This is a genomic window from Rhizobacter terrae, assembly GCF_003852895.1.
Taxonomy (GTDB): domain Bacteria; phylum Pseudomonadota; class Gammaproteobacteria; order Burkholderiales; family Burkholderiaceae_C; genus Albitalea; species Albitalea terrae.
In genome coordinates this window covers 305,248-327,407 of sequence record NZ_QUSW01000003.1, presented here as the reverse complement: position 1 = coordinate 327,407, position 22,160 = coordinate 305,248, and the positions used below count along the sequence as shown (strand labels likewise).

General features: G+C 61.7%; 24 protein-coding genes. 16 read left to right on the top strand and 8 right to left on the bottom strand.

The annotated features are described in order from the left end of the window. Positions 1–3: 3 nt before the first annotated feature. The 3 genes from DZC73_RS13040 to DZC73_RS13030 all read right to left on the bottom strand — a co-directional run bounded on the left by DZC73_RS13040 (position 4) and on the right by DZC73_RS13030 (position 2,266). Positions 4–591, bottom strand: a complete 588-nt coding sequence (locus tag DZC73_RS13040; protein ID WP_124540728.1) for an MOSC domain-containing protein — start codon at positions 589–591, stop codon at positions 4–6. A 61-nt stretch (positions 592–652) separates the two neighbouring features. Next, complete coding sequence (locus DZC73_RS13035) at positions 653–1,456, bottom strand: substrate-binding domain-containing protein (protein ID WP_124540726.1); 804 nt, start codon at positions 1,454–1,456, stop codon at positions 653–655. Positions 1,457–1,534: 78 nt separating this feature from the next. Next, positions 1,535–2,266: an SOS response-associated peptidase gene (locus DZC73_RS13030; RefSeq protein ID WP_124540725.1), complete on the bottom strand. Its 732-nt coding sequence runs from the start codon at positions 2,264–2,266 to the stop codon at positions 1,535–1,537. A 449-nt stretch (positions 2,267–2,715) separates the two neighbouring features. On the opposite strand from DZC73_RS13030, the gene DZC73_RS13025 reads away from it, so the two are divergent. From DZC73_RS13025 to DZC73_RS13015, 3 genes are read left to right on the top strand one after another with little or no spacing between them, the layout of a single operon-like run. Then, positions 2,716–6,240, top strand: a complete 3,525-nt coding sequence (locus DZC73_RS13025) for a hypothetical protein (protein WP_124540723.1) — start codon at positions 2,716–2,718, stop codon at positions 6,238–6,240. Next, positions 6,221–6,691: a response regulator gene (locus DZC73_RS13020; RefSeq protein ID WP_161974563.1), complete on the top strand. Its 471-nt coding sequence runs from the start codon at positions 6,221–6,223 to the stop codon at positions 6,689–6,691. Before DZC73_RS13025 ends, DZC73_RS13020 begins: the two co-directional genes overlap by 20 nt. Continuing rightward, positions 6,688–7,917 (top strand): phosphorylase family protein, encoded by a 1,230-nt coding sequence (locus DZC73_RS13015; protein ID WP_124540720.1) that lies wholly within the window; start codon positions 6,688–6,690, stop codon positions 7,915–7,917. Before DZC73_RS13020 ends, DZC73_RS13015 begins: the two co-directional genes overlap by 4 nt. 188 nt (positions 7,918–8,105) lie before the next feature. On the opposite strand, the gene DZC73_RS13010 is transcribed toward DZC73_RS13015, so the two are convergent. Then, positions 8,106–8,360 carry a helix-turn-helix domain-containing protein gene (locus DZC73_RS13010; RefSeq protein ID WP_124540718.1) on the bottom strand — a complete coding sequence of 85 codons (255 nt, stop codon included), beginning with the start codon at positions 8,358–8,360 and terminating at the stop codon, positions 8,106–8,108. A 184-nt stretch (positions 8,361–8,544) separates the two neighbouring features. Here DZC73_RS13010 and DZC73_RS13005 point away from each other — a divergent pair, with 184 nt between their 5' ends. The 5 genes from DZC73_RS13005 to DZC73_RS12985 all read left to right on the top strand — a co-directional run bounded on the left by DZC73_RS13005 (position 8,545) and on the right by DZC73_RS12985 (position 11,722). Continuing rightward, positions 8,545–9,096 carry an SMI1/KNR4 family protein gene (locus DZC73_RS13005; protein WP_124540717.1) on the top strand — a complete coding sequence of 184 codons (552 nt, stop codon included), beginning with the start codon at positions 8,545–8,547 and terminating at the stop codon, positions 9,094–9,096. A gap of 80 nt (positions 9,097–9,176) precedes the next feature. Further along, positions 9,177–9,992 carry a tetratricopeptide repeat protein gene (locus DZC73_RS13000; RefSeq protein ID WP_124540715.1) on the top strand — a complete coding sequence of 272 codons (816 nt, stop codon included), beginning with the start codon at positions 9,177–9,179 and terminating at the stop codon, positions 9,990–9,992. A 124-nt stretch (positions 9,993–10,116) separates the two neighbouring features. Then, positions 10,117–10,257 carry a hypothetical protein gene (locus tag DZC73_RS29680; protein ID WP_161974562.1) on the top strand — a complete coding sequence of 47 codons (141 nt, stop codon included), beginning with the start codon at positions 10,117–10,119 and terminating at the stop codon, positions 10,255–10,257. A gap of 32 nt (positions 10,258–10,289) precedes the next feature. Further along, positions 10,290–10,841, top strand: coding sequence for an SMI1/KNR4 family protein (locus DZC73_RS12995; RefSeq protein WP_124540713.1), 552 nt, complete (start codon positions 10,290–10,292; stop codon positions 10,839–10,841). A 347-nt stretch (positions 10,842–11,188) separates the two neighbouring features. Then, positions 11,189–11,722 carry a hypothetical protein gene (locus DZC73_RS12985; RefSeq protein WP_124540710.1) on the top strand — a complete coding sequence of 178 codons (534 nt, stop codon included), beginning with the start codon at positions 11,189–11,191 and terminating at the stop codon, positions 11,720–11,722. Between the two features lie 28 nt (positions 11,723–11,750). Here DZC73_RS12985 and DZC73_RS12980 read toward each other — a convergent pair whose 3' ends face one another. Beyond that, positions 11,751–12,140 carry a MerR family transcriptional regulator gene (locus DZC73_RS12980; RefSeq protein WP_124540709.1) on the bottom strand — a complete coding sequence of 130 codons (390 nt, stop codon included), beginning with the start codon at positions 12,138–12,140 and terminating at the stop codon, positions 11,751–11,753. Between the two features lie 76 nt (positions 12,141–12,216). Between DZC73_RS12980 and DZC73_RS12975 the strand changes: the two genes are divergently transcribed. From DZC73_RS12975 to DZC73_RS12950, 6 genes are all read left to right on the top strand, one after another. Further along, positions 12,217–12,573 carry a nuclear transport factor 2 family protein gene (locus DZC73_RS12975; RefSeq protein ID WP_124540707.1) on the top strand — a complete coding sequence of 119 codons (357 nt, stop codon included), beginning with the start codon at positions 12,217–12,219 and terminating at the stop codon, positions 12,571–12,573. 11 nt (positions 12,574–12,584) lie between these two features. After that, positions 12,585–12,977 carry a GFA family protein gene (locus DZC73_RS12970; RefSeq protein ID WP_124540705.1) on the top strand — a complete coding sequence of 131 codons (393 nt, stop codon included), beginning with the start codon at positions 12,585–12,587 and terminating at the stop codon, positions 12,975–12,977. A gap of 193 nt (positions 12,978–13,170) precedes the next feature. Next, entirely contained in the window at positions 13,171–16,152 is a 2,982-nt protein-coding gene (locus tag DZC73_RS12965; RefSeq protein WP_124540703.1) for a type VI secretion system Vgr family protein, read from the top strand. Further along, positions 16,149–17,384: a hypothetical protein gene (locus tag DZC73_RS12960; protein ID WP_124540701.1), complete on the top strand. Its 1,236-nt coding sequence runs from the start codon at positions 16,149–16,151 to the stop codon at positions 17,382–17,384. Before DZC73_RS12965 ends, DZC73_RS12960 begins: the two co-directional genes overlap by 4 nt. Positions 17,385–17,405: 21 nt before the next feature. Further along, positions 17,406–18,098, top strand: a complete 693-nt coding sequence (locus tag DZC73_RS12955; protein ID WP_124540699.1) for an AHH domain-containing protein — start codon at positions 17,406–17,408, stop codon at positions 18,096–18,098. A 14-nt stretch (positions 18,099–18,112) separates the two neighbouring features. Further along, positions 18,113–18,760 carry a hypothetical protein gene (locus tag DZC73_RS12950; RefSeq protein WP_124540697.1) on the top strand — a complete coding sequence of 216 codons (648 nt, stop codon included), beginning with the start codon at positions 18,113–18,115 and terminating at the stop codon, positions 18,758–18,760. Positions 18,761–18,821: 61 nt separating this feature from the next. On the opposite strand, the gene DZC73_RS12945 is transcribed toward DZC73_RS12950, so the two are convergent. The 3 genes from DZC73_RS12945 to DZC73_RS12935 form a co-directional block, all read right to left on the bottom strand. Next, on the bottom strand, positions 18,822–19,289 hold the full coding sequence (locus DZC73_RS12945; protein ID WP_198414847.1) for a MerR family transcriptional regulator: 468 nt from the start codon (positions 19,287–19,289) through the stop codon (positions 18,822–18,824). Between the two features lie 11 nt (positions 19,290–19,300). Then, the gene (locus DZC73_RS12940) at positions 19,301–19,552 is read right to left on the bottom strand and encodes a hypothetical protein (protein ID WP_124540695.1); all 252 of its coding nucleotides are present in this window, start codon (positions 19,550–19,552) and stop codon (positions 19,301–19,303) included. Between the two features lie 133 nt (positions 19,553–19,685). Beyond that, positions 19,686–20,669: a zinc-binding dehydrogenase gene (locus DZC73_RS12935; protein WP_124540693.1), complete on the bottom strand. Its 984-nt coding sequence runs from the start codon at positions 20,667–20,669 to the stop codon at positions 19,686–19,688. Between the two features lie 99 nt (positions 20,670–20,768). Here DZC73_RS12935 and DZC73_RS12930 point away from each other — a divergent pair, with 99 nt between their 5' ends. Next, a complete protein-coding gene (locus tag DZC73_RS12930; protein WP_124540691.1) occupies positions 20,769–21,647 on the top strand; it encodes a LysR family transcriptional regulator in 879 nt (292 codons plus the stop codon). Positions 21,648–21,763: 116 nt separating this feature from the next. Then, positions 21,764–22,150 (top strand): VOC family protein, encoded by a 387-nt coding sequence (locus DZC73_RS12925; protein ID WP_124540689.1) that lies wholly within the window; start codon positions 21,764–21,766, stop codon positions 22,148–22,150. Positions 22,151–22,160 lie beyond the last annotated feature (10 nt).

Sequence of the window (22,160 nt, the reverse complement as noted above, 5' to 3'; positions counted from 1 at the left end):
AGCTCAGCCGTTCTTCAGCTTCGACATCTTGGAGCGGAACAGCTCCTGGATGCCGACTTCCCGAGGCCCGGGCACCAGCTCGAACTGCTGTCCGGCCTCGATCGTCCCCGGCGTGCGCACCGCCAGGTAGAAGCCGCACCACGCGTTCTGCCCCATCAGCTTGGCCGCCTGGTTGAACCCCATGGCCGCGTTGAACTTGAAGCACGGAAAGCGCGGCTCGCTCACCGCCAGCTCGCAATCGGGAAAGCGCAGCACGTCGCCCACGCAGACCTCGCTTTCCAGCAGTCCGGAGAGCGAGAGGTTCTCCCCCATCGCGCCGGGCGCGAGTTCATCGTCCCACCCGGCGGCCTTGGCCTGCGCACGCACCGTCTTCCAGAACGGGTAGTGCTCCAGCGGATACGCATACACCGCCTTCGACAAGCCGCCGTGCACCGAAGGGTCGGCCTGCTCGTCGCCTTCCACGCCCAGCGGCTTCACCGCTTGCGGGCCGCTCACCGGCTTCTTGAAGATGCCGGTCATCACCGACTGGCCGTTGATGGGCACCGCGATGGCGCGGGAGACGTTCAGGCTGCGCAGGACGAGTTCAGGCATGCCGCGCATGATGCCCCACCCCCGTGGCCCACGCCCGCGAAGGGCCGTGCGCGATGCCCGCTCAGCGCGCGGCCTTGTACCCGCGGTGCGAGGCCGCCACGTGGCGGCCCTTGGAGCTGCTGATCCATGCCACGAAGAGCTTGCCCGCGGGGTGCTGCCGCTCCGCGCGGAAGGTGCGCATCACGTGCACCTCCACATCCATGCGCGGGTCGCCATCCACCAGCACGCCGTAGCCCTTGCCGGCCATGCCCGCGCCCTGCGCGAGCCACATGCCGCGCTCCACGAAGAAGCAGGCATTGGCCTTCACGGCCTGCGCGACGAGCGGTGCCTTGCCGTCTGCCGTGAGGTACCACGGCGCCTTGGGCTCCACCTTGGCCGCGCGCCATGCCGACTGCTCGCCCAGGTAGGTGCCCGAGCCGTCGGGCCGCGTCATGAAGGGCACCGCGGCCTGCGACAGCCGCTGCAGCGCCAGGGCCACGTCGCGCTTGGCGTCCAGCGGCTTGGCCAGCACCGTGGGGCCGACGATGAGGAAATCGCCGCGCGTGATGAGCTGGCGGTCGTGCACGAAGCCTTGCTTGTCCAGGTTCTCTTCCACCGGCGGCGCGTTGGTGAGCGCCGCGTCGTACTCGCCGCGCTCCAGCGCTTCGAGCACCGGCGTGGCGGGGCCGTGCACCACGTTGACGGCCACGCCCGTGTCGCCGCCGAAGGCCTTTTGCAAGGCGGTGGCCAGGCCCGACTCGAAGAGCGCGTCGTCGGCGGCCAGCCGCAACGGATCCGTCAGCGACTCGCGCTGCACGGCGTGAACCCAACCCGGCGTCGCGAGAGCGGCGGCCGTCCCCCAGAGTGCTTGTCGGCGCGAGATCATTGGGGAAGTTTAGCCGCGTGCCCCATAGGGTGGGTCAAGCGAAGCGGACCCACGCGTCCTTCCCAAAACCACCCACCCTCAATCAAACAAGTCCCCCGTCATCGGCATCGGCGGCGGCTCCGGCGGCGCCGGCGGCTTGGGCTTGCTCGCCCGCCGCACCAACGGATCAGGCCCCGCCTCAAACTCGCCCTGCCATTGCCGAAAGAAGCCACGTGCCTCCGCCACCGAGCAGGTCAACCAGTCGCCGTACTGCGAAGGGTCCAGGATGATGGGCATGCGCTTTTCTTCGCCGGGCCGGTGCATGCGGCTGTAAAACGGATGCGTGTCCGCATTCACCGTGAGCATCGAAAAGCTGAATTCGTGCTTTTGGGTTTTTGGATTGACCCATTCCGCATAGATGCCCGCGATGCCAAACGGAACGGCACCAGCTTGGCCAATGCGCCAGCGCACGGCTTCGCCGCTTTCATAACAAGGTTCGTAGATGAACTCGGCCGGCACGATGCAGCGGCGGCCTTCGCGCCAGGAGTCGCGAAAGCTCGGCAGGCGGTGGACGGTTTCCGAGCGCGAGTTGTAGGTTTTCTTGCCGAAGTTCACCTCGGTGGCGAAGTGCGGCAGCAGGCCGAACACGCCGTTGTGCGCGACGAGGCGAGGGTCGCCGGTGCCGTCCCAGTCGGGGCTGAGGCGGATGAAGGCGGCATTGCCGGTGGGCCAGACCTCGATGTCCGGCGGCGGGTCGCGCGGGTCACGCTCGACGCCGAAGAATGTGAGCAGGCGGTCGAGGGAGGTGACGGGGCGGTAGTTGGAGCACATCGGTCGGGAGTAGTAGGTAGAACCTCTTGGTTTTCGGCGAGGTTACAACGGCTCACAATGGGTGAAAACAGCTCCAGATCTAGGGAGGAGCCAAATGGCCGTTTGGTTGGTTCGGGCGGGTGCTCATGGCGAGTATGAGCACAAGTCTTTTCGAGAGGCTCATGTCTACGTCACCCGGGACGGGTTAGATCTAGATCTGCGTCGACGCCCGATCGAAAGCAGTTGTGAGCTGATGGCCAAACGCCTCCGGATGTGTCGAACGACTTGCGATCTCCGACGCCTACCCGCACATAGCGGGTTCATTGCCCGGACTGGCGCTCCGGGTTGGCTCCACCATTGCGCACAGATGCCGATGTCGCGGCTAAGAAGGGCGGAGTGACGCAGTTGCCGTATTCAGTGCGGAGTGAAGCCTCCTTAAAGGTGCGTAGCCATCCAGCCGAAGAAGTCTCATGACAAAGGCAAGAAGATCAGGAGCGAATCCGAAGGCATCGTTGCGCGACTCTCTAGTACGAAGAGTTGCCAACGCCAGCCCTATCGCGAATCAACGCGCGGTCGCAATTTATCGACTGCGTGTGCAATGCAGCGCTGATGACTTGTTTGCAATCTTTCCCCGTCTCTTTGCGAAGCAAGGAGAATTGGAGCGCTTGCAGGGAGAGCCATTTCCAACGGAACTTACCAAGCTGTTTTCGCAGAGGGCAATTGGGAGACCTGCAGGAGCACTCAACGAGGTTGCATGGGCGCTGTCGTGTTCGATTCAGCGGGGCGCAGAACTTCGGCGATTTAACCAACTGCGAGAGTCTTACGAGAGAAGCTTCCTTGCCGATAGGCGGGACGCCGCGGACGCTACGCTCAATTCGGTGGAGCAGCAGTTTGGAGCCAGCATCTGGCTCCTGCAAAGCCGGTTTGCATCTGCCCAATATTGGGAAGGTATTGAGGAGACGCGCCGACTTGTTCGATCCCATTCCGTAGGTGCCTCTGGCAACGCTCTAGTTCAAACATTGATTGAATACATAGGCAAACGCGTTGAGGCCACCGGGCTAAAGGACTACCTCAAAACTGAGCTTGCGCAACTAACCGACCGGCTCGGCAACGAAGACGCGGCCTGCTACCTTCGAACGAAACTATTCGAGTTGCAGGATGTACGAACTAGTAGCGTCGCTGCGACGCTCTTCTTTGAAGCGCAATCTTGTGCGATTGACTACTACGAGACACTTATCGCAATCTTGCAATGCGCAGCCTCTGATCGCACGATCCCTGCTCACATGGTTGCCCGAATTGAGAAGCCTCTCAGGGTGCTCCATCGCAGGACGGCTGATCGCCGATTGCCGGGAATCATGCTTGGTCTGGGAATAATTCCAGAAGAGCGCGCCGTTATAGATCCACAGCGGGCGAAGATTCTTGAGTTGTACACGGCTGCTCAATACGGCTTAGTTGTCGAGCAGTCGGCATATTGGCTCGTGGAAACGCCAGACGATGTGGCTATGCATGTGCTTCAGCTCCGTGCGTGCTTGCACGGCGCGCTCGACGTACCCGAGACTCCGGGCGTCCTCTCGGATGTAAAGAAGGCTCTAGCCGTCGTCATCGCCGCCGAATCTGGGTTTTACACCGAGGCGCTGAATCTGTTAACCATAGCAGACCGCTACTACGGACAGGCTTGGGCCGGCTATTTAGGGGCGATTGTCAGATATGAGCTGAGAGAGCAGGAAGCGAGATTCCCACCTATATGGCTACGAGATGTCTATGTGCGCGATCCAAATACCACGCCGTTTAGCGCAATAGCAACGACAAAAAGTTCATTGGGCTACGTAGACAATGAGGAGATCGCGCGCGCATATCCACGGACGCAATCAATTCTGAGTGCAGTCACAAAGGGGGTATTTGGCACCAGTATGGTCAACGACCCGCGACTGGCACGCTATCTGGGAATTTATGAGCTTTCCAACGGTGATCCAGGAGCGGCGCTAGCCTACTTTGAGACATTGGTCAGCCGAGGACTTGGCTCGGATCGCATTCGCTGCGCAGGGTCCGCCGCGCTCGCTTGCCTAAAGCTCAATCAATTCGAGCGTGCCGTCGGCATCGTGGTTGACTCGTACCTCGCAAATGTAAATGCTCCGAGCCTACTACCGATACCGGCGGTCGTCGACAAGCTGAAAGAGCCAGCAAACTGGCCCCAATCGATCGCCCTCCCGATCGTATTTGAACTTTATGCAACCTACTTCAATCGAGGCCAGCTCACCCATCTGCGATATGCGTTCGAGCGCTTCCAACAGGCTAATGCCATAGGGGCGCCCGAGGACCTAGTTGATCGTATTGAAGAGTTCGGCAAAGAGCGAGTTGTCGCCTATCTTGCACGTGTGTGGCGCCCAGAGGTGATGCGTCAAACAGTGTTGTATTCGCAAACGAGGGAAATCGAGGACGCGCGCATCCGCGTCTGTGGAGCGCTAGCGGGTATCGATCCCGTAAACGCAGCCGACTACATGGCAGAGATTCGAACACGCATCAAGAAGCAGGAGATTGCAAAGGCAACGACCTTGGTGGAACAGAGCAAGGTCTATGTGGACATCCAGGCCATCAAGAGTGCTCTTCGAAAGAAGCTTGGCGACTCCTACGCCAGGTACAAGAAGGGGTATCAGTCCAAGGACGATCCGCTTCTGGATAGCTTTACGGAGCTGATGTCCGAATTGCAAACGAAGGACACACCATTGCGCCAGCTCCTGTCCAAGATCCATCTCGTCTCGCAACCTCCAGAGACCGAGGCTGATGTTCAGTTCGCAGCAATAGTCGCCGAGGTAACAAATGAATTTTTGAGAGGCGAGCACGGGCTCAACGCATACCTGAGTACCAGAGTTCGGCATGGTGCACTCGCTAACACTCTGCGCAAGCCTGTGGCTGATGAACGACTAGTTACCTCAAGGCACGAGTCAGGTGTCGGATACGTAGAAAACAGTTTGTGGAAATCGGACCCTGTTGGGCGAAGTGAAGAATGGACGAGAATCGCCGCTCGACTTGAGAACTTTGCAGCCAAGTTTGATGGGGTCGTGGATCACCTACGAGATAGCTTGCTTCAGATCAAAGTTCTCCACGAACTTAAGGACGCTGGAGAAAACAACGAGGCACTGTTCGTCTATCGATCATCCAACATGGAGCGTCGCTTCTTCCAGGCGAGCGATCAAGCTTTCAAAGACATAGATGAGCTTGTTGACAGTTGTGTCGAGTCGCTGTGGGAAAAAACTGACTTCAATCTGAAATCGGTGCAGGAGGCGCTGGAGAAGAAAGTTCGTCAGAAACTAATGAGCATCTTCGATGAATTGAGCGATGCTCTAGGGCCCTATGCGCACGTCGACGGAATCAATGAGGTCCACAACGCCATTGCTCGCGCCAAAACGGCAACTAGTGTTCAAGTGAGCTTGGTTGCATCTTGGTTTCGAAGAAGCGAGGTCTATGACAGGCCTGACTACGCGCCCGAGTTTCCAATACAAATTGCACAGAACATGATTACGCGGACAATGTCGACTGCGAAAGGATGGTCAGGTGCAGAGATTCAATCGGATGTATCCGAAGGCTCAAGGATGCCGGGGCGCACTCTCGACGCCATGGTGGATATCTACTATGTCCTTCTAGAGAACGCTGTACGCCACTCCGGTTTGGAGTCGCAGGATCTCTCTGTTCGCATTCAGCTGTCGCTTCGAGATGGTGTTTACGCAGTCAGGGTAGAGAACAACTGGAATGATTCGAAGCGAAGTGTTGAGGCGCTTCAGCGGATAGAGGAGGTGAGAGCCTCGCTTCAAATGGCGCAGTCCGTTCAGCGGGCCCAACTTGAACGCGGAAGTGGCTTTCACAAGATTTGGGTTGCGCTAAAGGGACCTTCATACATGGACCCACGGCTCGAACTCAACGTTGATGCGCACAATCAGTTCTCTGTCGAATTTGGATGCAGGATCGCAGGAGCAGAAGGTGCACTACTTGATGATTGAGGATGACGAGGACAAGGCAAGGACAGTGCAGGAATTCATTCGAACACACTATCCAAGCAGCTCTTGTTCCATTGCGAAATCTCTGAATGGTGGCCTCCGGGCACTGATCTCCGGGCAAGGCACGGTCGATCTTGTGCTGATGGACATGAGCATGCCGAACTACGACGTGACGCCTGACGAACCAAGTGGCGGGACGCCAGAATCGTTTGCAGGCCAGGAACTACTTGCTCAGATGAAGCTGAGGGGTATCGAAATACCGGTCATCATCATCACAATGTTTGATAAGTTTGGCGAGAAGAAAGGAAAAATCTCGCTGGAGCAATTGGCCCACAATTTGCACACGGAATACGGAAAAACGTACAAGGGATACGTGTACTACAACGCCGCGCAAGAGGGATGGAAGCCGTCTTTACGAAAACTCATTGACGCGCACATGAAGGAGCAGTCATGAGAGTGCTCATCGTCGACGACGAATACAGTAAGGTCCAGGCTATTGCAGCCGCTTTGAGAGCGGTGCCAGAGATTTTCGATCTGAACATAGTTCACGAGACGACTGCGCAAGCAGCGCGTGCGACACTTCGTCGAGATGCCATCGACCTACTTGTAATCGATCTGCACTTGCCAGACGTGATCGGTGAACAGGGCTCAGCAGAAGGCGGGTTAGCTCTGCTTTCGATGATGTGCCTCGATGACAAGGTGCAACTTCCGACCGACGTCATATTTCTTAGCGGACGAGAGGAGTTGCTTGAAAATGCAACTTCTAAGGTGGCTGCGCTCGGGGCAATGATCTACCAGTATCGAGCTGATCTGACGCTCTGGAAATGCGCGCTAGTCGGCCGCGCAAAATACATTTGCCACAGGAAGAAGAGAACTCGCGATCTTCCGCGTAATGTGGATATCGCCATCGTGACTGCGCTTAGAAGTCCAGAACTCGACGCAGTATTGAATCTGCCCTACAAGTGGAGGCAGGAGCGGCTGTCGGGCGATCCGACCCCGTACTACTTCGGAACGATCGAACGCGGCAGTGATCGTGCGCCTCTCACGGTTGTTGCCACTTGTGCCACTCGAAAGGGTATGCCTTCGGCGGGCGCACTGGCGGCGCGTGTGAGCACATTGTTTTCCCCGAAATATTTGGTGATGACGGGAATATGCGCGGGACTTGCTGGCAAAGCGGCATTGGGCGACATTATTGTCGCGGACCCCACCTGGGATTGTGGAAGCGGAAAGCAGGCAGAAGACGTCTATGGATCTCCTGTTTTTAAGGCGGCTCCCTACCAAAGACAGCTTGATGTCAACGTCATGCACATAGCCTCCGAGCTGGCTAAAGAACCGACCATTGTGCAATCCATCCGGGCGGGGTGGTCGGAACGCGTCCCGGCGGGCACATTGACAGTCCGGGTCGGCCCAATGGCATCGAGCGCAAGTGTGGTGGCAGCGAGCGAGTTTGCAGCGTCCATAGCCGGTCAGCACAAAGACTTGCTGGCTATCGAAATGGAAGGTTATGCGGTCATGGCTGCGGCCGAGTACGCAAGGGTGCCAGCGCCGATATCTATAGTGATTAAGTCCGTTTGCGACTTTGCTGATGCCAAAAAGGACGACGACTGGCAAACGTATGCAGCATACACAAGTGCAGCGTTCGCCGATCACTTGTTCCGCCACGTGGCGTTCGCCGGTTAGAGAGGGATGTGCAGGCCAGATGACTGACCGGATGCCAAGTCGTTGGGACGCTTATGCATCGACGCAAGCAACTGGCGAGGTTCAGGTGCCATGAGGCTTTCTGGCACAGAGGGATAGTTCAGAGGCAAAGGCCATCGGTAACCTGTCCGAAGCGGCATGGAGAATTTGACTTAGATTGCTCGCAGCGCTCAACTATCGTCGAGTCCTCTGAACTTCTCCGGGTCCACCAAATCCCTCAACGGCACGCCCAACGCATCAGCCAACTTCCCCATGTTGTCGATCGACACGTTGCGTGTCCCGCGTTCCACGCTACTCAAGTAGGGCCGGCTCATTCCGAGCTCCAGCGCCAGGCTCTCCTGCGAGAGATCCTTCAATCGCCGCGCACGGCGCACGTTCCTCGCGAACACCTCTCGCGCAGTCAAAGTCTTGGATGCCTTCCTCATAGGGGCAAGCATCGCGACGACCCTGGTTTACATCCACGCCTCAGATGAGTACAGTATGTACTGTTTGAGATACGTATGGTCCTAGAAGGGTTCTATTTCGTCGCCATCATCGTTCTCGCCCTGCGTCAGGGCGACCAGGCTTTCCGTCCCGCTCAGCTCTCGTCCAGCCCCCACCACGCAAGTCATGGACTTCCGCCACATCAAATCCACCCTCGAACGCGCAGGTGTCAACTTCCAACCCGGGCTGTCCAGTGCCGAGGTCAAGGCTGCAGAAGATCGCTTCTCCTTGGCCTTTCCTGACGACTTGCGCGAATTCCTCATGTTTGCCTTGCCAAGCGGTGAGCGCTTTCCGAACTGGAGGAACCCAGAGGACCCGGAGATTGCCCGCGCCTTGGGTTGGCCGCTGGAGGGCATTTGGTTCGACGTTCAGCAAAACGGCTTCTGGCCGGCGGAGTGGGGCACAAAGCCAGATGACGAGTCGGCCGCCTACGAGGTGATCCGCAAACGCGTAGCCGCGGCGCCAAAGTTGATTCCAATCATTGGTCATCGGTACATGCCCGACAGGCCTGCGAAGCGCGGCAACCCGGTGTTCTCGGTCTATCAAACGGACATCATCCACTACGGCAGCGACCTAGAGAACTACCTGCACAACGAGTTCTACCATTACTTCGGAACGCCGCCGCACCGGATCGGCGAAACGCGAACGATCGAGTTCTGGTCATCGTTCGTCGAATAGCCGCCCGTCTCGTCAACACTGTCCCATTGCCGTCGATCCGCCCGCTCTGCTACAACTGCGTCCCAACCAAGGGGCGCCCCGTGTTCAAGTTCTTCAAGAAGAAGGTCAATCCCACCGACCTCTGCGTGCAGGCCCGCACTCTGGTGTCACAAGGCAAGGTGGCGGAGGCTCTTGCGCTTCTCGACCAAGCCATCAAAGACAGCCCGCACTTCTCCATGGCCTACGCAGACCGGGGCACGGTGTATGCGATGACAGGCCGTCATCAAGAAGCCATCCTCGACTTGAACAAGGCCCTGGACTTGGGCTTCGATGCCGCCTCGGTGTTGACCACCTTGGCCACCGTTCAAAAGGAACAGGGTGACCACCAAGCCGCGCTGACGAGCTTCGCCAAGGCAGAGTCCCTGACACCAGGCAACCCCCTGATCTACTACAACCGGGCCAGCCTGCACATCACACTCGGCGACTGGGTCCACGCCATCGCTGACCTCAAGAAGTGCCTGACCCTGCAACCAGACCCGCGCACCCGGGCACTCATCGAGAAGCGCTTGGCCGAGGTGGCCGCGTCCTCGACGGCCGACCTGAACATCGCCGAAGTGCCTCACGACAATGGCCAGCTCCGCTTCCGGTATGCACGTGTGATGTTCGCTGACGCCGCACGCTGGATCAGGCATGGGCTGTTCACCGAATACAGCGAGGCGGGGCAAAGGCTGTCGGAAGGCCACTATGTTCAAGGCCAGGAGCACGGCCTGTGGCGAGACTTCCACCCCAACGGACAGCTCGCCGCACTAGGCGAATACGTCGGCGGCAAGGAGCATGGCATCTGGCGTTTCTGGGATGAGGCGGGAACGGAAGGGCCATCCCTGAATTACGTGCACGGAGAAGCGACTCCCACATGATCAAAGCCCTTGTCCCACTCCTCGCCCTCCTGGTCTCGCTTCCAACCGTCTGCACCGACCCGACCCCTCCCCATCCCTGACCGCGCAGCCTCGTCTTCGCTGTCCCCGGCGGCTGGCCAAGTACATGACGCAAGGCATCCTCATGTCGCGTGAGCTGCGCATCACGTGCACCGTGCTGGCCAATGGCAATCCGGCGAAGTTGACGGCTCGTGGGTTGGAGACGATGAAAGCTGCACGGCGGATATCGGGTACGAAGGCCAACTGAACGCGGGTTGGGCAGCTCATCCGCAGCAAGGCATGGACCTCCAGCACATCAAATCAACCCTCGAACGCGCAGGCGTCAACTTCCAGCTTGGGCTGTCCAGTCATGAGATCACCGCCGCGGAAAGTCGGTTCTCTTTGGCCTTTCCGGAAGACCTGCGCGAATTCCTCATGTTCGCCTTGCCAAGTGGTGAGCGCTTTCCGAACTGGAGAGATCTTGACGACCCGGCCATTGCTCACGCCCTGGGATGGCCGCTGGAAGGCATCTGGTTCGACGTTCAGCAAAACGCCTTCTGGCTGGAGGAATGGGGAGCGAAGCCGAGTGACGAGTCGGCCGCCTACGAGGTAGTTCGCCAACGCGTGGCCGAGGCACCGAAGCTGATTCCAATCATGGGACATCGGTACATGCCCGACCGGCCTGCAGCACGCGGCAACCCGGTGTACTCGGTCTATCAGACGGACATCATCTACTACGGCAGCGACCTGGAGCACTACTTGCACAACGAGTTCTACTACTACTTTGGCATGCCTCACCATCAGATCGACGAAACCCGAAGCATCGAGTTTTGGTCCTTGTTGGCAGGGTAGTCTGCAGTTCGAACACACCACGGAACGGTAGGAACATGGTCTTCTTGGCAATCACCTCTGCCGGCCTCGCCGAAGCTCTCCGACAGGCCGCCGACTCTCACACTGTCTGGTGCGGCAGCGACGCTATCAGCGAGGCAGGCTGGGCGAGTCTTGGTGCTCCCGACTTGAGCCGCTTCACGTATCCGCTGGGAGACCGAGAGTTGCTCGAAGACGCGATCACGACCATCAAAGAGCATCATCCGGGTCAGACCATCTGGGTTGAGGCGTCTTGAGCCGCCGGCGGCCGACGTGGCCAGCGAATCGCGCACCTGTTGATCCAATGCGAACCCTCAAGACTCGTCGTTAGCATGGAAGGCATCGACTACAAGGACACAGGGCTCTCGATCCAGCAGGCGATGCTGGACTGTGCGAAGCGAAGCACCATGAGAGTCCCTCGGCGACCTTTGACGATCCAGTGGGGCAACCGCCTGGTTCAAACCTCTGATGTCTGGGATGTACAGCGCAGCGGGCGTGTGTACGCCGAAATCTTGAAGGCAAGCCCTGCGATCGAGCAGGGATTCGATTTGAGTGTGAACGGCTGGCTCCGCCTCAATGACGGAAATGAGGTGCCCACCTTGCGCACTTGGGCTGACGACAGGTACGAAAACTTTGTTGAGGTCGACTTTGAGAGTTCTGATCAACAGCTATTTGTGTGGAATGTCTACAAGATGCAGTTGGGCGAGTCTCTTCTAGAGTCGAAGTGGGGCGGCAATGCGGGCTTTTGGGTCGAGACTCTGTCGTCGAATGAACGCATCTATCACTGCAGCCCTGACATCCAGGAAGCGCCAGACTTCCAGGCATTCATTTTCAGAATTCGCATGGCTCAAGTGCGTTTGACATAGCGCGGGTACTGCCCAACGCAGACACGCCTCAGCGTGGCACACCCAGCGTCCGCGGATCCACACACCGTCCCTCACTCCAAGCCGCAGCCAACGTGGCCCGCACCTCGACCATGTGACGGCGCCGCTGCTTCAGCTCCTTGATGAGGGTGTCCATGTCCTGCAGGCGAGCGTCCAATTCCGCCAGCATGCGGTCCTTCGCCAGCACGCCGACCTTGTCGAACGCCGTCCGAATCTGTGTCAGCGAGAGGCCGAAAGATTGCGACAGGCTCAGGATGGCCAGCCTCTCGACATCCGCCTCACCGTAGACGCGGTAGCCGTTCGCCTGCCGCTTGGCGGCCGGCATCAGGCCCTCGCGTTCATAGAAGCGGATGGCCGACGGCGCCAGACCGGTCCGGTCCGCAAGTTCGCCGATGCGCATGGGGCTTGACCTTGAAGTTGGGTTCAAACTGAGTATCGGCGTTCCGCGCGCCCGTCGCGCTCCTCACGGACCTTGCATGCAGAACCTTCCGACCTGGCTTGTCCACTATTTCGCGGCCTGGAACGCGCACGACGCTGCCGAGATGCGGGCTCAGCTCGCCGACACTTTCACCGCCACGACCCGCTACCTCGACCCGAAGCGCAGCACGATCGGCATCGATGCGTTCGTGGCCTGCTTGCTCGAATTCCGAGCCGCAAGCCCCGCGGCGCGCATCTCGCTCGCATCGGGCCTCGATGCCCACCATCACCTGTGCCGCTATGCGTGGCGGCTCGAGGTCAACGGTCGCACACTGGAGGGGTACGACGTTGTCGAACTCGACGCGTCCGGCACATCGATGCTCGCGGTCCTGAGCTTCTTCGGTCCGCTGCCCTGAGGAGACACACCATGGACCCATCCACCGGCGGCTGCCTCTGCGGCAAGGTCCGCATCACCGCGACCGGCCGCCCCTACCGCGTCGGCATCTGCCACTGCCTCGACTGCCGCAAGCACCACGGCGCGCTGTTCCATGCCTCGGCCATCTTCCCGCAGGACGCCGTCACCATCGAAGGCGAAACCCGCGACTACGCCGGACGCTTCTTCTGCCCCCGCTGCGGCTCGTCCGTCTTCTCACGCACCGGCGACGAAGTCGAAGTGAACCTCGGAAGCCTGGACGCCCCCGACCAGTTCCAGCCGACCTACGAACTCTGGACCCTGCGCCGCGAGTCCTGGCTGCCGCCGTTTCCGCTCACGAGGCACTACGAGCGCGACCGCGACGGCACGGGCCGCTCCGAGGGGTAGCCCGTCATCGGACGCGGTGGGTGGGCGCGAGGTCGGCAGGCCCCATGATCGGGAACGCCCCTCCAAGACACGAACTGTTTCCTCCCAATCCCCCAGATAGGGGTGCCCATCCCGTACACGCCCCAGCAACATCTCCCCCTCAAATTCGAGCGGCACTCAAAACCGACTCGCGTCTCAGGGAGGACAACAACAAATGGCACTGGACATCGACCTGTCCACGCTCGGGCTTGGCTCGTTCGACTCGCTCACACGGCTGCACCGTTTGGAAGGTGACGGCCCGCTGGCCGAGCTGCTGCTGGAAACCTGGTGCGGCACTGAAGCGCTGAACGAGCCCTGGGAGATTCACCTCAGCGCGCTGAGCGAGAACGCCCGGCTCGACCACCGCGCCATGCTGGCGCAGCGCATCACCCTGCACACGCTGCTCAGCGACGGCAGCGAGGTCAGCCGCAGCGGCATCGTCACCAGCGCCCACGCCCGCGGGGCGGACGGCGGCCTCGCCCGCTATGACCTGGTGATGCAGCCCTGGCTGTCTCTGCTGCGCATGAACCGACGCAGCCAGGTGTGGCAGGAAAAGAGCGTCATCGAGATCGTGGAGAGCGTGTTCGCCGCCCACGCGCAGCACGCCGCCTGGCAATGGGCCGACGACATCGCCGCGCACCTGCAATCCAGCGCCAACGGCGGCGTGCGCAGCACCACCGTGCAATACCGCGAGACCGATTTCGCCTTCGTGCAGCGCCTGCTGGCCGAGGAAGGCATCGTCTACCGCTTCGAGCGTGACGACGCGGCGCCGCTCGGGCACCGCGTGGTGTTCCTGGCCGACACAGTCAGCCAGCAGAGCTGCCCGGAAGACCCGAGCAGCCTGTCGATGTTGGGCGGGCAGGGCATCCGCTTCCATCGCCATTCGCCGCTCGAAGAGCAGGACGCCATCCAGGCGATGGTGGCCACCCGCCAGATGGCCAGCGCCACCGTGTCGCTGCTGGGCTGGGACTACAAGGGCAAGCGCGCCGTGGCGTCCAGCATGCCCACGGCCGCCGCCTTCGCCGGGGACACGGCCCCGCGGCTGGAGCACTACGACCACGCCGGCGCCTACGCCTTCGCCGACGTGGGCCAGGCCGAGCGCGCCGCTCGCCTCGCGCAGGAAGCCATCGAAGCGCGGCACAAGACCTGGACGGCGCAAGGCACGGTGCGCACCTTCGCCGCCGGCACGCAGTTCGAGCTGACGCAGAGCACGCTGGACGATCTGGCCGCCCTGGGTGAATCGCCCGACCGGCGCTTCCTGGTCACGGGCGTCATCCACGCCGGCATCAACAACCTGCCGCTGCACCTGCTGGACCGCTCGCGCATGCAACGCAGCGCGGACGAACAGCGTCAGCGCCTCATTGACCGGCTCAAGCCCTGGGTGCCTCGCCCGGTGGCCGAACGCGCGGGCCTGACCGGCTACGGCAACAGTGCCACGCTCATCCGCGCCGCGGTGCCCTGGCGGCCGATGCTGGCCGATGACACCGGCGCGCGGCTCAACCCCAAGCCGCTGGTCGGCGGGCCGCTGCTGGCCACGGTGGTGGGCCCGCAAGGCGAGACCAGCGCGGCGGGTGGGCAGGAGATCCACACCGACAAGCTGGGGCGTGTGCGCATCCAGTACGAGTTCCAGCAGGGCATGCAAGGCGAGGGCACCAGCCAGGCGTCCACCTGGGTACGCGTGATGCAGCGCTACGCGGGCGGCGGCATGGGCCTGCAGTTCGTGCCGCGCATCGGGCAGCAGGTGCTGGTGGACTTCTGCGATGGCGACATCGACCGCCCCATGGTGGTGGCCGCGATGTACACCGGCCGCGGCGAAGGCGGCGTGGCCCGCACGCCAGGCGGCCAGGCGGGGGAGAGCGACACCAGTGTCTTCGCCCAAAGCAGCGACCACAGCCCGAGCGCGCAAGGCAACCTGGCAGGCGGCAACAGCCCGGCCTGGCACGGCGCCAGCGCCGATGCGCAGGGCCATGGCAACGCGTCCGCGCTGAGCGGCGTGAAGAGCAAGGAGTTCGGCGGGCAGGGCTTCAACCAGCTCGTGTTCGACGACAGCGACCAGCAGCTGCGGGTGCAGCTGGGCAGCACACAGTACGGCACACAGCTGAGCATGGGCCACCTCATCCACCAGGCCGACAATTTCCGCGGCAGCTTCCGCGGGCTGGGTTTCGAGTTGCGCACGGATGCCTACGGCGTGGTGCGCGGCGGGCGTGGCGTGCTGCTGAGTACCTTTGACACGCAAGCTGCCGAGCCTGCCGGCGACAACGCCGCGGGCATCGCGCTGGCGTCGCAGGTGGCCACGCTGGGCGAGGCATTCAGCACGACGGCGAATACGCACGAGTCGGTGCAGATGGCGGCGCACATCGGCAGCCTGAAGGCATCGCAGAGCATGCTCGACAGCACCAGCGCACCGCTGAAGGCACTGCACACGGCCTTGCGCGGGATGGTGGACGGGAGCGGTGTGGATGCTGCCTTGAAGGACGCATCCGCCAAGAACATGGCGACGAGTGCGACCAAGACGCCGCACACCACCGACCCGGTGCTGGCCATTGCGGCCAAGGCCGGCCTGGCGGCCGTGGCTGGCCAGGACGTGCAGATGAGCGCCGGCGAGACCATCACCCTGGGCAGCGGCGAGGACACGCAGTGGGCCATCGGCGGCGCGGCGCGCATCCACACCGGGCAGGCCATCGGCCTGCTGGCCGGGGCGATCAAGCCGGGGGCGGAAGCGGTGGGCAAGGGCATCACGCTGATTGCCGGGCGCGGCGACATCGAGGTGCAGGCGCAGGCCGATGCGATGCAGGTGGCAGCCAAAGGCAACGTGACGGTTCAGAGCGCCAGTGCGCACGTGGATTGGGCGGCCGCCAAGCGGATCGTGATGAGCACGGCGGGCGGCGCCAACATCACGATCGAGGGCGGGAACATCACGGTGCAATGTCCGGGCAAGATCACCGTGAAGGCGGGCAAGAAGAGCTTCATTTCCGGTGGGAAGACGGACTACGTGATGCCGGTGATGCCGAGTGCGGACAACTCGTGGGTCAAGTTTGAAGGCCACTACGACGACGCCTGGAACACGGGCTGGCTGCTCGACCAGGTCAAGGTCGATGTCAATCGCGCCACGGTCCACGAAGGCATCAGCATCGAACCCATGCGGGAGGGGGCATGACAGAAACCGCACAGAACTGGTTGATTCCGAAGGACGGCGACGTTGTCGCCACCGCGTACCCGACGGTCACGGAAAAAGAAATCAACGACGACCGTGAGTTGGTCATCCAGCGCCTGGATGCGGCGTACATGCAGTTGACCGACAGCATGCAGCCGTATCAGCGCCAATGGGATGCCGACCCGGCAACCGCGCTGTGGGAGAGCGCGAAGGAAGGTGCCGCCTCGGGCGCGTCCGGTTGGGGCGAAGACCTCGCGGAGATGTTCACCGAGAAGATGTGGACGGAGCTGGGCAGCAAGATCAAGAACGCCGCGGGTTCAGCCCTGGACGGCGCAGCCAACTACAGCCAGAAGGTCTACAACAACATCGTGGAGCGAAGCACGCAGGCGGCCAAGGAGGCCGGCGAGGTGTTCGACAACCCCGATCAGACGGTGAAGAACTGGGCGTGGTGGCAGAGCAGCCTGGAGAAGCTGAGCGAGGAAGCCAAGCAGGCCATCCAGACGCGCATCGATGCCGAGAAGCACGCCATCCAGTCCGCGATCGACAGTGCCGGCAAGACGCTGACCAAGGCCCAGAAGATCTACAAGCATCGCGATGCCATCCTCGGCCTGCCGGACCTGTTGGTGCAGGGCGACCCCAAGCCCGTGCAGGCGTTCGTCGACACGGTGCTCATGGACATCGACCCGGAACTCGCCAAGGAGATCCGCAACGATCCCAACTTCTACGTGGTGCTCGAAGTCATTGCGGACCACGACAGCATCCTGTCGTACTTGTCGTACGTGGGCCTGATGATGGAAGCCGTTCCGCCGAACTTCTACGGCTACCTGGCGGCCAAGGGTGGCGTGTACGTGATTTGCGAGGTCTTGCTGCTTCTGGTGACGGCCCTGCTGTCGGCAGGCGCCGCCGCTGGCGCACGCGTGACCATGCTGGTCGCACGCCTGGCCGCCAGCAGCGCGAAGGTCTCACGTGCGGCGCGCAAGATCGAGAAGGCGATCGAGGCGCTGAATGCCTTCATTCGTGCGGTGGAAGATTTTGTGGATGCCGCAAAAGACTTGCGCGTCCTCGGTGAAAAGTTGCGCAGCGCCCGGCAGCGCAATCTGGTCCTGCGGGGCAACACCAAATCCACCATCTCGGCGAAGAAAAAATCCATCCGCCGTGACCGCAAGTGCCGCCTGTGTGGAAGCCCGCAGCACACCACGCCGCGGCACCGGCTGGGCACGATCGAGTACAGGTAATTTCCAGATCAAGAGTCCATCATGGCCACGGGAACAATCACCAAGACCACGACGTATCTGTCGACGCTGAAGACGCGCATCGCGCCGGATGTGAGGCATCCGCGCCATCATGGCGTGAAGATGCAGGCGCATCACATCTTGTCTGCCGAGGGTGCGAAGCTCTCGCAATTGGGACGCAAGTTGGTGGGTTTCGGCTACGACATCAACGTCGCCAAGAACCTTGCTTTCCTGCCCTGCACGCTGCAGGGGGCTTGCTACCTCGGCATTCAACCTCATCGCGGAAATCACACTGCGCTCAGTGACGGGGAGGCTCAGGATGAGTTTGATGATGATGATGCTCATCCTCGGGACTATCACGCCTTGGTCGCGCGAGCGATCAAACGGCTCGAGGTCAAGATTGACAAGAAGTGTACGGGGCGCGATGGCGACAAGGACAAGGACGCGGTCATGTCCATCATGAACGACCTGAGCCAAGAGATTCTGATGCTGATCTACGGAAAACCGAATCGAGCCAGGCTGACAAAAGTCGCCGACAGCTTTCTGCTTGGCAACACCATTGGTTGCTCTGGCGCAGATAGCGTTGGATCACACTCGGCGTCCAGGCCCTGCCCCGTCCATCGGAATCACTATCAACGACAGAGGGTGGGCCAAACTGTCGAGAACATCACCTTTGAACTCAAAGATGGCCGGTATGTGCCACGGCCAGGAAGGTAGCTATGACCAGACCGATGGAAGAATTCGACTTCGACTATTTCTTGATTCTTGAACCTAGGCAGGATGACGACAAGGACCACGATCTGATCCCTGCGCTGACGCCCGACGACGACACCGCATCATTGCCTTTCCGATACAAGGCTATTCCCTTCGGAAGCAAGCCGCTTGTCTTCGTCAATGGCTTCAAAGAGCGTCAGGCGAGACTGAAGCAGACAAGCATCAGAATTCCGCCACCGATCCTGTTCGAGGGTGCCAACCCTGTCGTTCACACACCTATTCGCGACAAACTGTTGCAGTTCAACATTCCGAATTTGGAGATCCAACCGGCAATCTTCATCGACGACTGGGACAAATGGCATGAAGACTACTGGTATCTGACCTTCACTGAAGAGTTCGACTGCTGGAGCCGCAAGCGCTCCGACTATGAAAGAGGGCATGGCATCGACCTGGGAGGTGGCGAAGTCCTGAGGACCATCCATGAACTGCGGCTGGACAACGACAAGCTGCGCAAAGTCCCGTTGGAAGAGCGCCTCCTGTTCCAGTTGGGCGGCGCGACGGACGCCTTCGTTCTTGCTCATACGTCCATCGCGCACTTGTTTGATGGTCACGGCAAATCCGGAGCGCAGGTTCTCTCGTTGCAGGACTATCCAGACAAGTGGTAAGCCGCAGCTGCGACCACGACTCAAAGATGGTCGCGATGCGCGATCACGTCACGGCGAACAGTCAACCACAACAGCCCGATGACCGCACAGCGGTCATCGAAGCGGTCGATCCCGCCGCCCCCAAATCCTCCAGCACCACGCAATCCACCGCCTTCCCACCCGCGCACGCCGTGTCGCAGCTTTGCACCAAGGCCACCATCCCCCGCTCCAGTGCCTGCAGTTCGGCCAGCTTCTCGCGCAGTTGCGTCAGATGCCTGGCCGCTGCGTCACGCACCTCCGCGCAAGGCCGGTCCGGTTGGTCCACCAGCCCCACCAGCTCGCGCACCTGTTCGATGGAAAAACCGAAGTCACGGCATCGCCGGATGAACGTGAGCCGCCGGACCGCCGACTGTTCGTACACCCGCCGGCCAGCCTCGGTGCGCGGCCCTGCCGGCAGCAGGCCGATCTCTTCGTAGTAGCGGATGGTGGGTACCGTGCAGCCGGTCTGACGGGCCAGCACGCCAATGGACATGGCCAGCGAGGTGTTCATGGGGCCGGAGCTTAGCCCTCCCTGGAACAGGCCGTCGAGCAACCACAAGCCGCCGCGCTTCGTGCTGCGCGCCGGCGCCACCACCACGCCGCGGCTGCCAGCGTCGCGGTGCACAGAACCGCCGCAGCCGGCAGGAGTTCGCCGGCACAAGCCAGCAAGCCGGAGCCCAAGGCGGCCAGCCCGCCGGCCAGGCCCAGCGCCGGAATGGCACAGCACGCGGCGCATGCGGCGGCCAGGCCGAGCGCGATTTTCCAAGGCTTCATGAGACCTTCCTCGTTGTGACGATGCGAGGACGGTAAAACCTCAAGCCACTTGAGGAGCAAGCACTTTGCTCGTGGACAACAATCCGGCCACCTGATCCCGAGGACCCAGGACAGCTTCAATACTGCCGGCCCCTCACCCCAGGCTGATCACGATCTTGCCGCCACTGGCCTCGGCATCGAGCAGGCGGTGTGCCTCCTGGATCTTCTCGAAGGCAAAGACACGGGCAGGCTGGAGATGCAGCCGGCCGTCTTCCGATCGGTCGATCAGGTGCTGGAACGGCACATCGGTCAGAGGGTAGTCCGCCGTGCCGTAGACGAACGCGCTGCCGAAGAAGCTGAGATGGCGCCCGCTGGGCAGGTCCCGCATCGGATCCAGCGACGCGATCGGCTCGCCGCCGCCGAGGAAGCCGGCAAGGCACACCCGGCCTGCGCGGCGCGCAAGCCGCAGGGACTGGAGGATGGTGCGCGTCCCCACGAGGTCGAGCACGGCATCGACTCCGCGGGGCGCGATTTCCCGCACGCCGTCCTCGAACCCCGAGGTTTCCAGCGGCGACCATGTCGCACCCAGCTGACGCACCAGGGGCTCGCGCTCCGCCGTCCGGATCGCGGCGATCACCCTCGCCCCGGCGCCTGCAGCAAGCTGGACGGCCGCCTGCCCAAGCGCTGAGGTCGATCCGCGAATCAACACCACGTCGCCCCGGCCGATTTGCAGGTTGTCGTGCAGACAGCTCCAGGCGGTCGCGAAGGTTTCCGGCAACGCGGCCAGCCGCTCCCACGGCAGGCGAGTGCGCACCGGCACCACGTTCTGTTCCGGAACACACACGAGTTCTGCGTAGCTGCCGCTCCTGGTGCGGCCCATGCCACCCATGAGCGCAAGCACCTTCTGGCCGCGAAGCAGCCTGCCGCTCGGGTCGTGCTCGATCTCCCCGACGCATTCGATGCCCGAGATCGATGCCACCTCGCCCCACAGACCCAACCGGAAATACTGCTCGGCCCGGTTGAGCCCGAACGCGCGAACGCGGACCAGCACCTCGCCCTCACCTGGCACCGGGTCCGGCACCTCCTCGATACGCAATTGCTCCGGTCCACCGTAGGCCTGCCGCACGATCGCCTTCATTCGTCTGCTCCTTTCGAAAACGCGATGACGCAAGGCTACCGGCGACGACTGTCACAAGAAATTCGATAATTCGAGAACTCCATGTCATGAAATCTGACAATGCGCTTCACGCTCGCCGATCTCGAATGCCTGGCCGCCGTGGCGGAGGAAGGCAGCCTTCAGGCTGCGGCCACCAAACTGCACCGGACCCACCCAGCAGTGCACGCGACCCTGAAGAAACTCGAACACAACACCGGCATCGCGCTGCTGGACCGCGAGGGTTATCGGATCAGGCTCAGCGAGGCCGGGAAGGCCTTCCACCGCGAGGCGCAGGAGTTGCTGCACAAGGCTTCCCACCTGGAGGCACTGGCACAGCAACTGGGCGGTGGCGAAGAGACGGACCTCAAGGTGGTCATCGGGGACCTCACGCCAGTGCCGCCTGTGCTGCGGCACCTCAAGCGCTTCTTTGCCGCCTGCCCGAGAACGCGCCTGCACCTGCACTTCGAGGCCTTGAGCGGCCCCTGGGAGCGGCTGCTGGCTGGAGAGGCCGACTTCATCGTCCACCACATCGACAAGAGTGACAGCCGCTTTGAATGGCAGGACCTCCAGGCCGTCACGCTGGTGCCGGTGGCCGCCCGCGACTACCTGCCGTTTCCCGTGAGCAAGAACCTCGGTCCTGAGCAGATGAAGCCCTTCGTCCAGGTCATCATTCGGGATTCAGCGTCTGCCGAGGGACGCAACTACTTCGTCGTGCCGGGGGCGCACAGCTGGACCGTCGCGGACCAGCAGACCAAGAAGGACCTGATCGTCCACGGCATGGGCTGGGGCCACATGCCCTTGCACCTCATCGAGCGCGAGTTGCGTGCGGGCAAGCTGCTGTCCCTGGAGGGAAGGCACTTCAAGCGCAGCAAGCTGGAACTCGTCGTCGCCCGGCGGCGCGGCGCAGCCTCCGGCCGGGTTGCACGCCAGCTGTGGCAGTCGTTCGCGGAACTCGCGTAGCACCTGCCTGAGCCCAAGGAGCACACCATGGACCCATCCACCGGCGGCCGCTGCGAGGGGTAGTCCGTCATCGAAAGGCATTACCCTCTCGGTCTTGCGGCGATCAGGAGAACCGAATGAAGCGAGTCACCGGAATCGGCGGAATCTTCTTCAACGCCAAGGACCCCGAGACCTTGCGCGCCTGGTACAAGACCCACCTGGGCATCGACGTCACGCCCTGGGGCGGCGCCATCTTCAACTGGGCAGACTCGGTGGCGGACCCGGCCAAGGGCTCCACCATCTGGTCCATCGGCTCGGCCGACAGCGACCACTTCGCGCCCGGCAAGGCGAGCTTCATGATCAACTACCGCGTCGACGATCTCGCCGCGCTGCTGCAGACGCTTCGAGCCGAAGGCTGCAACGTGCTGGACAAGACCGACGACTCGGAATACGGCAAGTTCGGCTGGGTCATCGACCCCGAGGGCAACAAGGTCGAGCTGTGGCAACCGCCGGCAGAGCAATGACGCTTGCCAC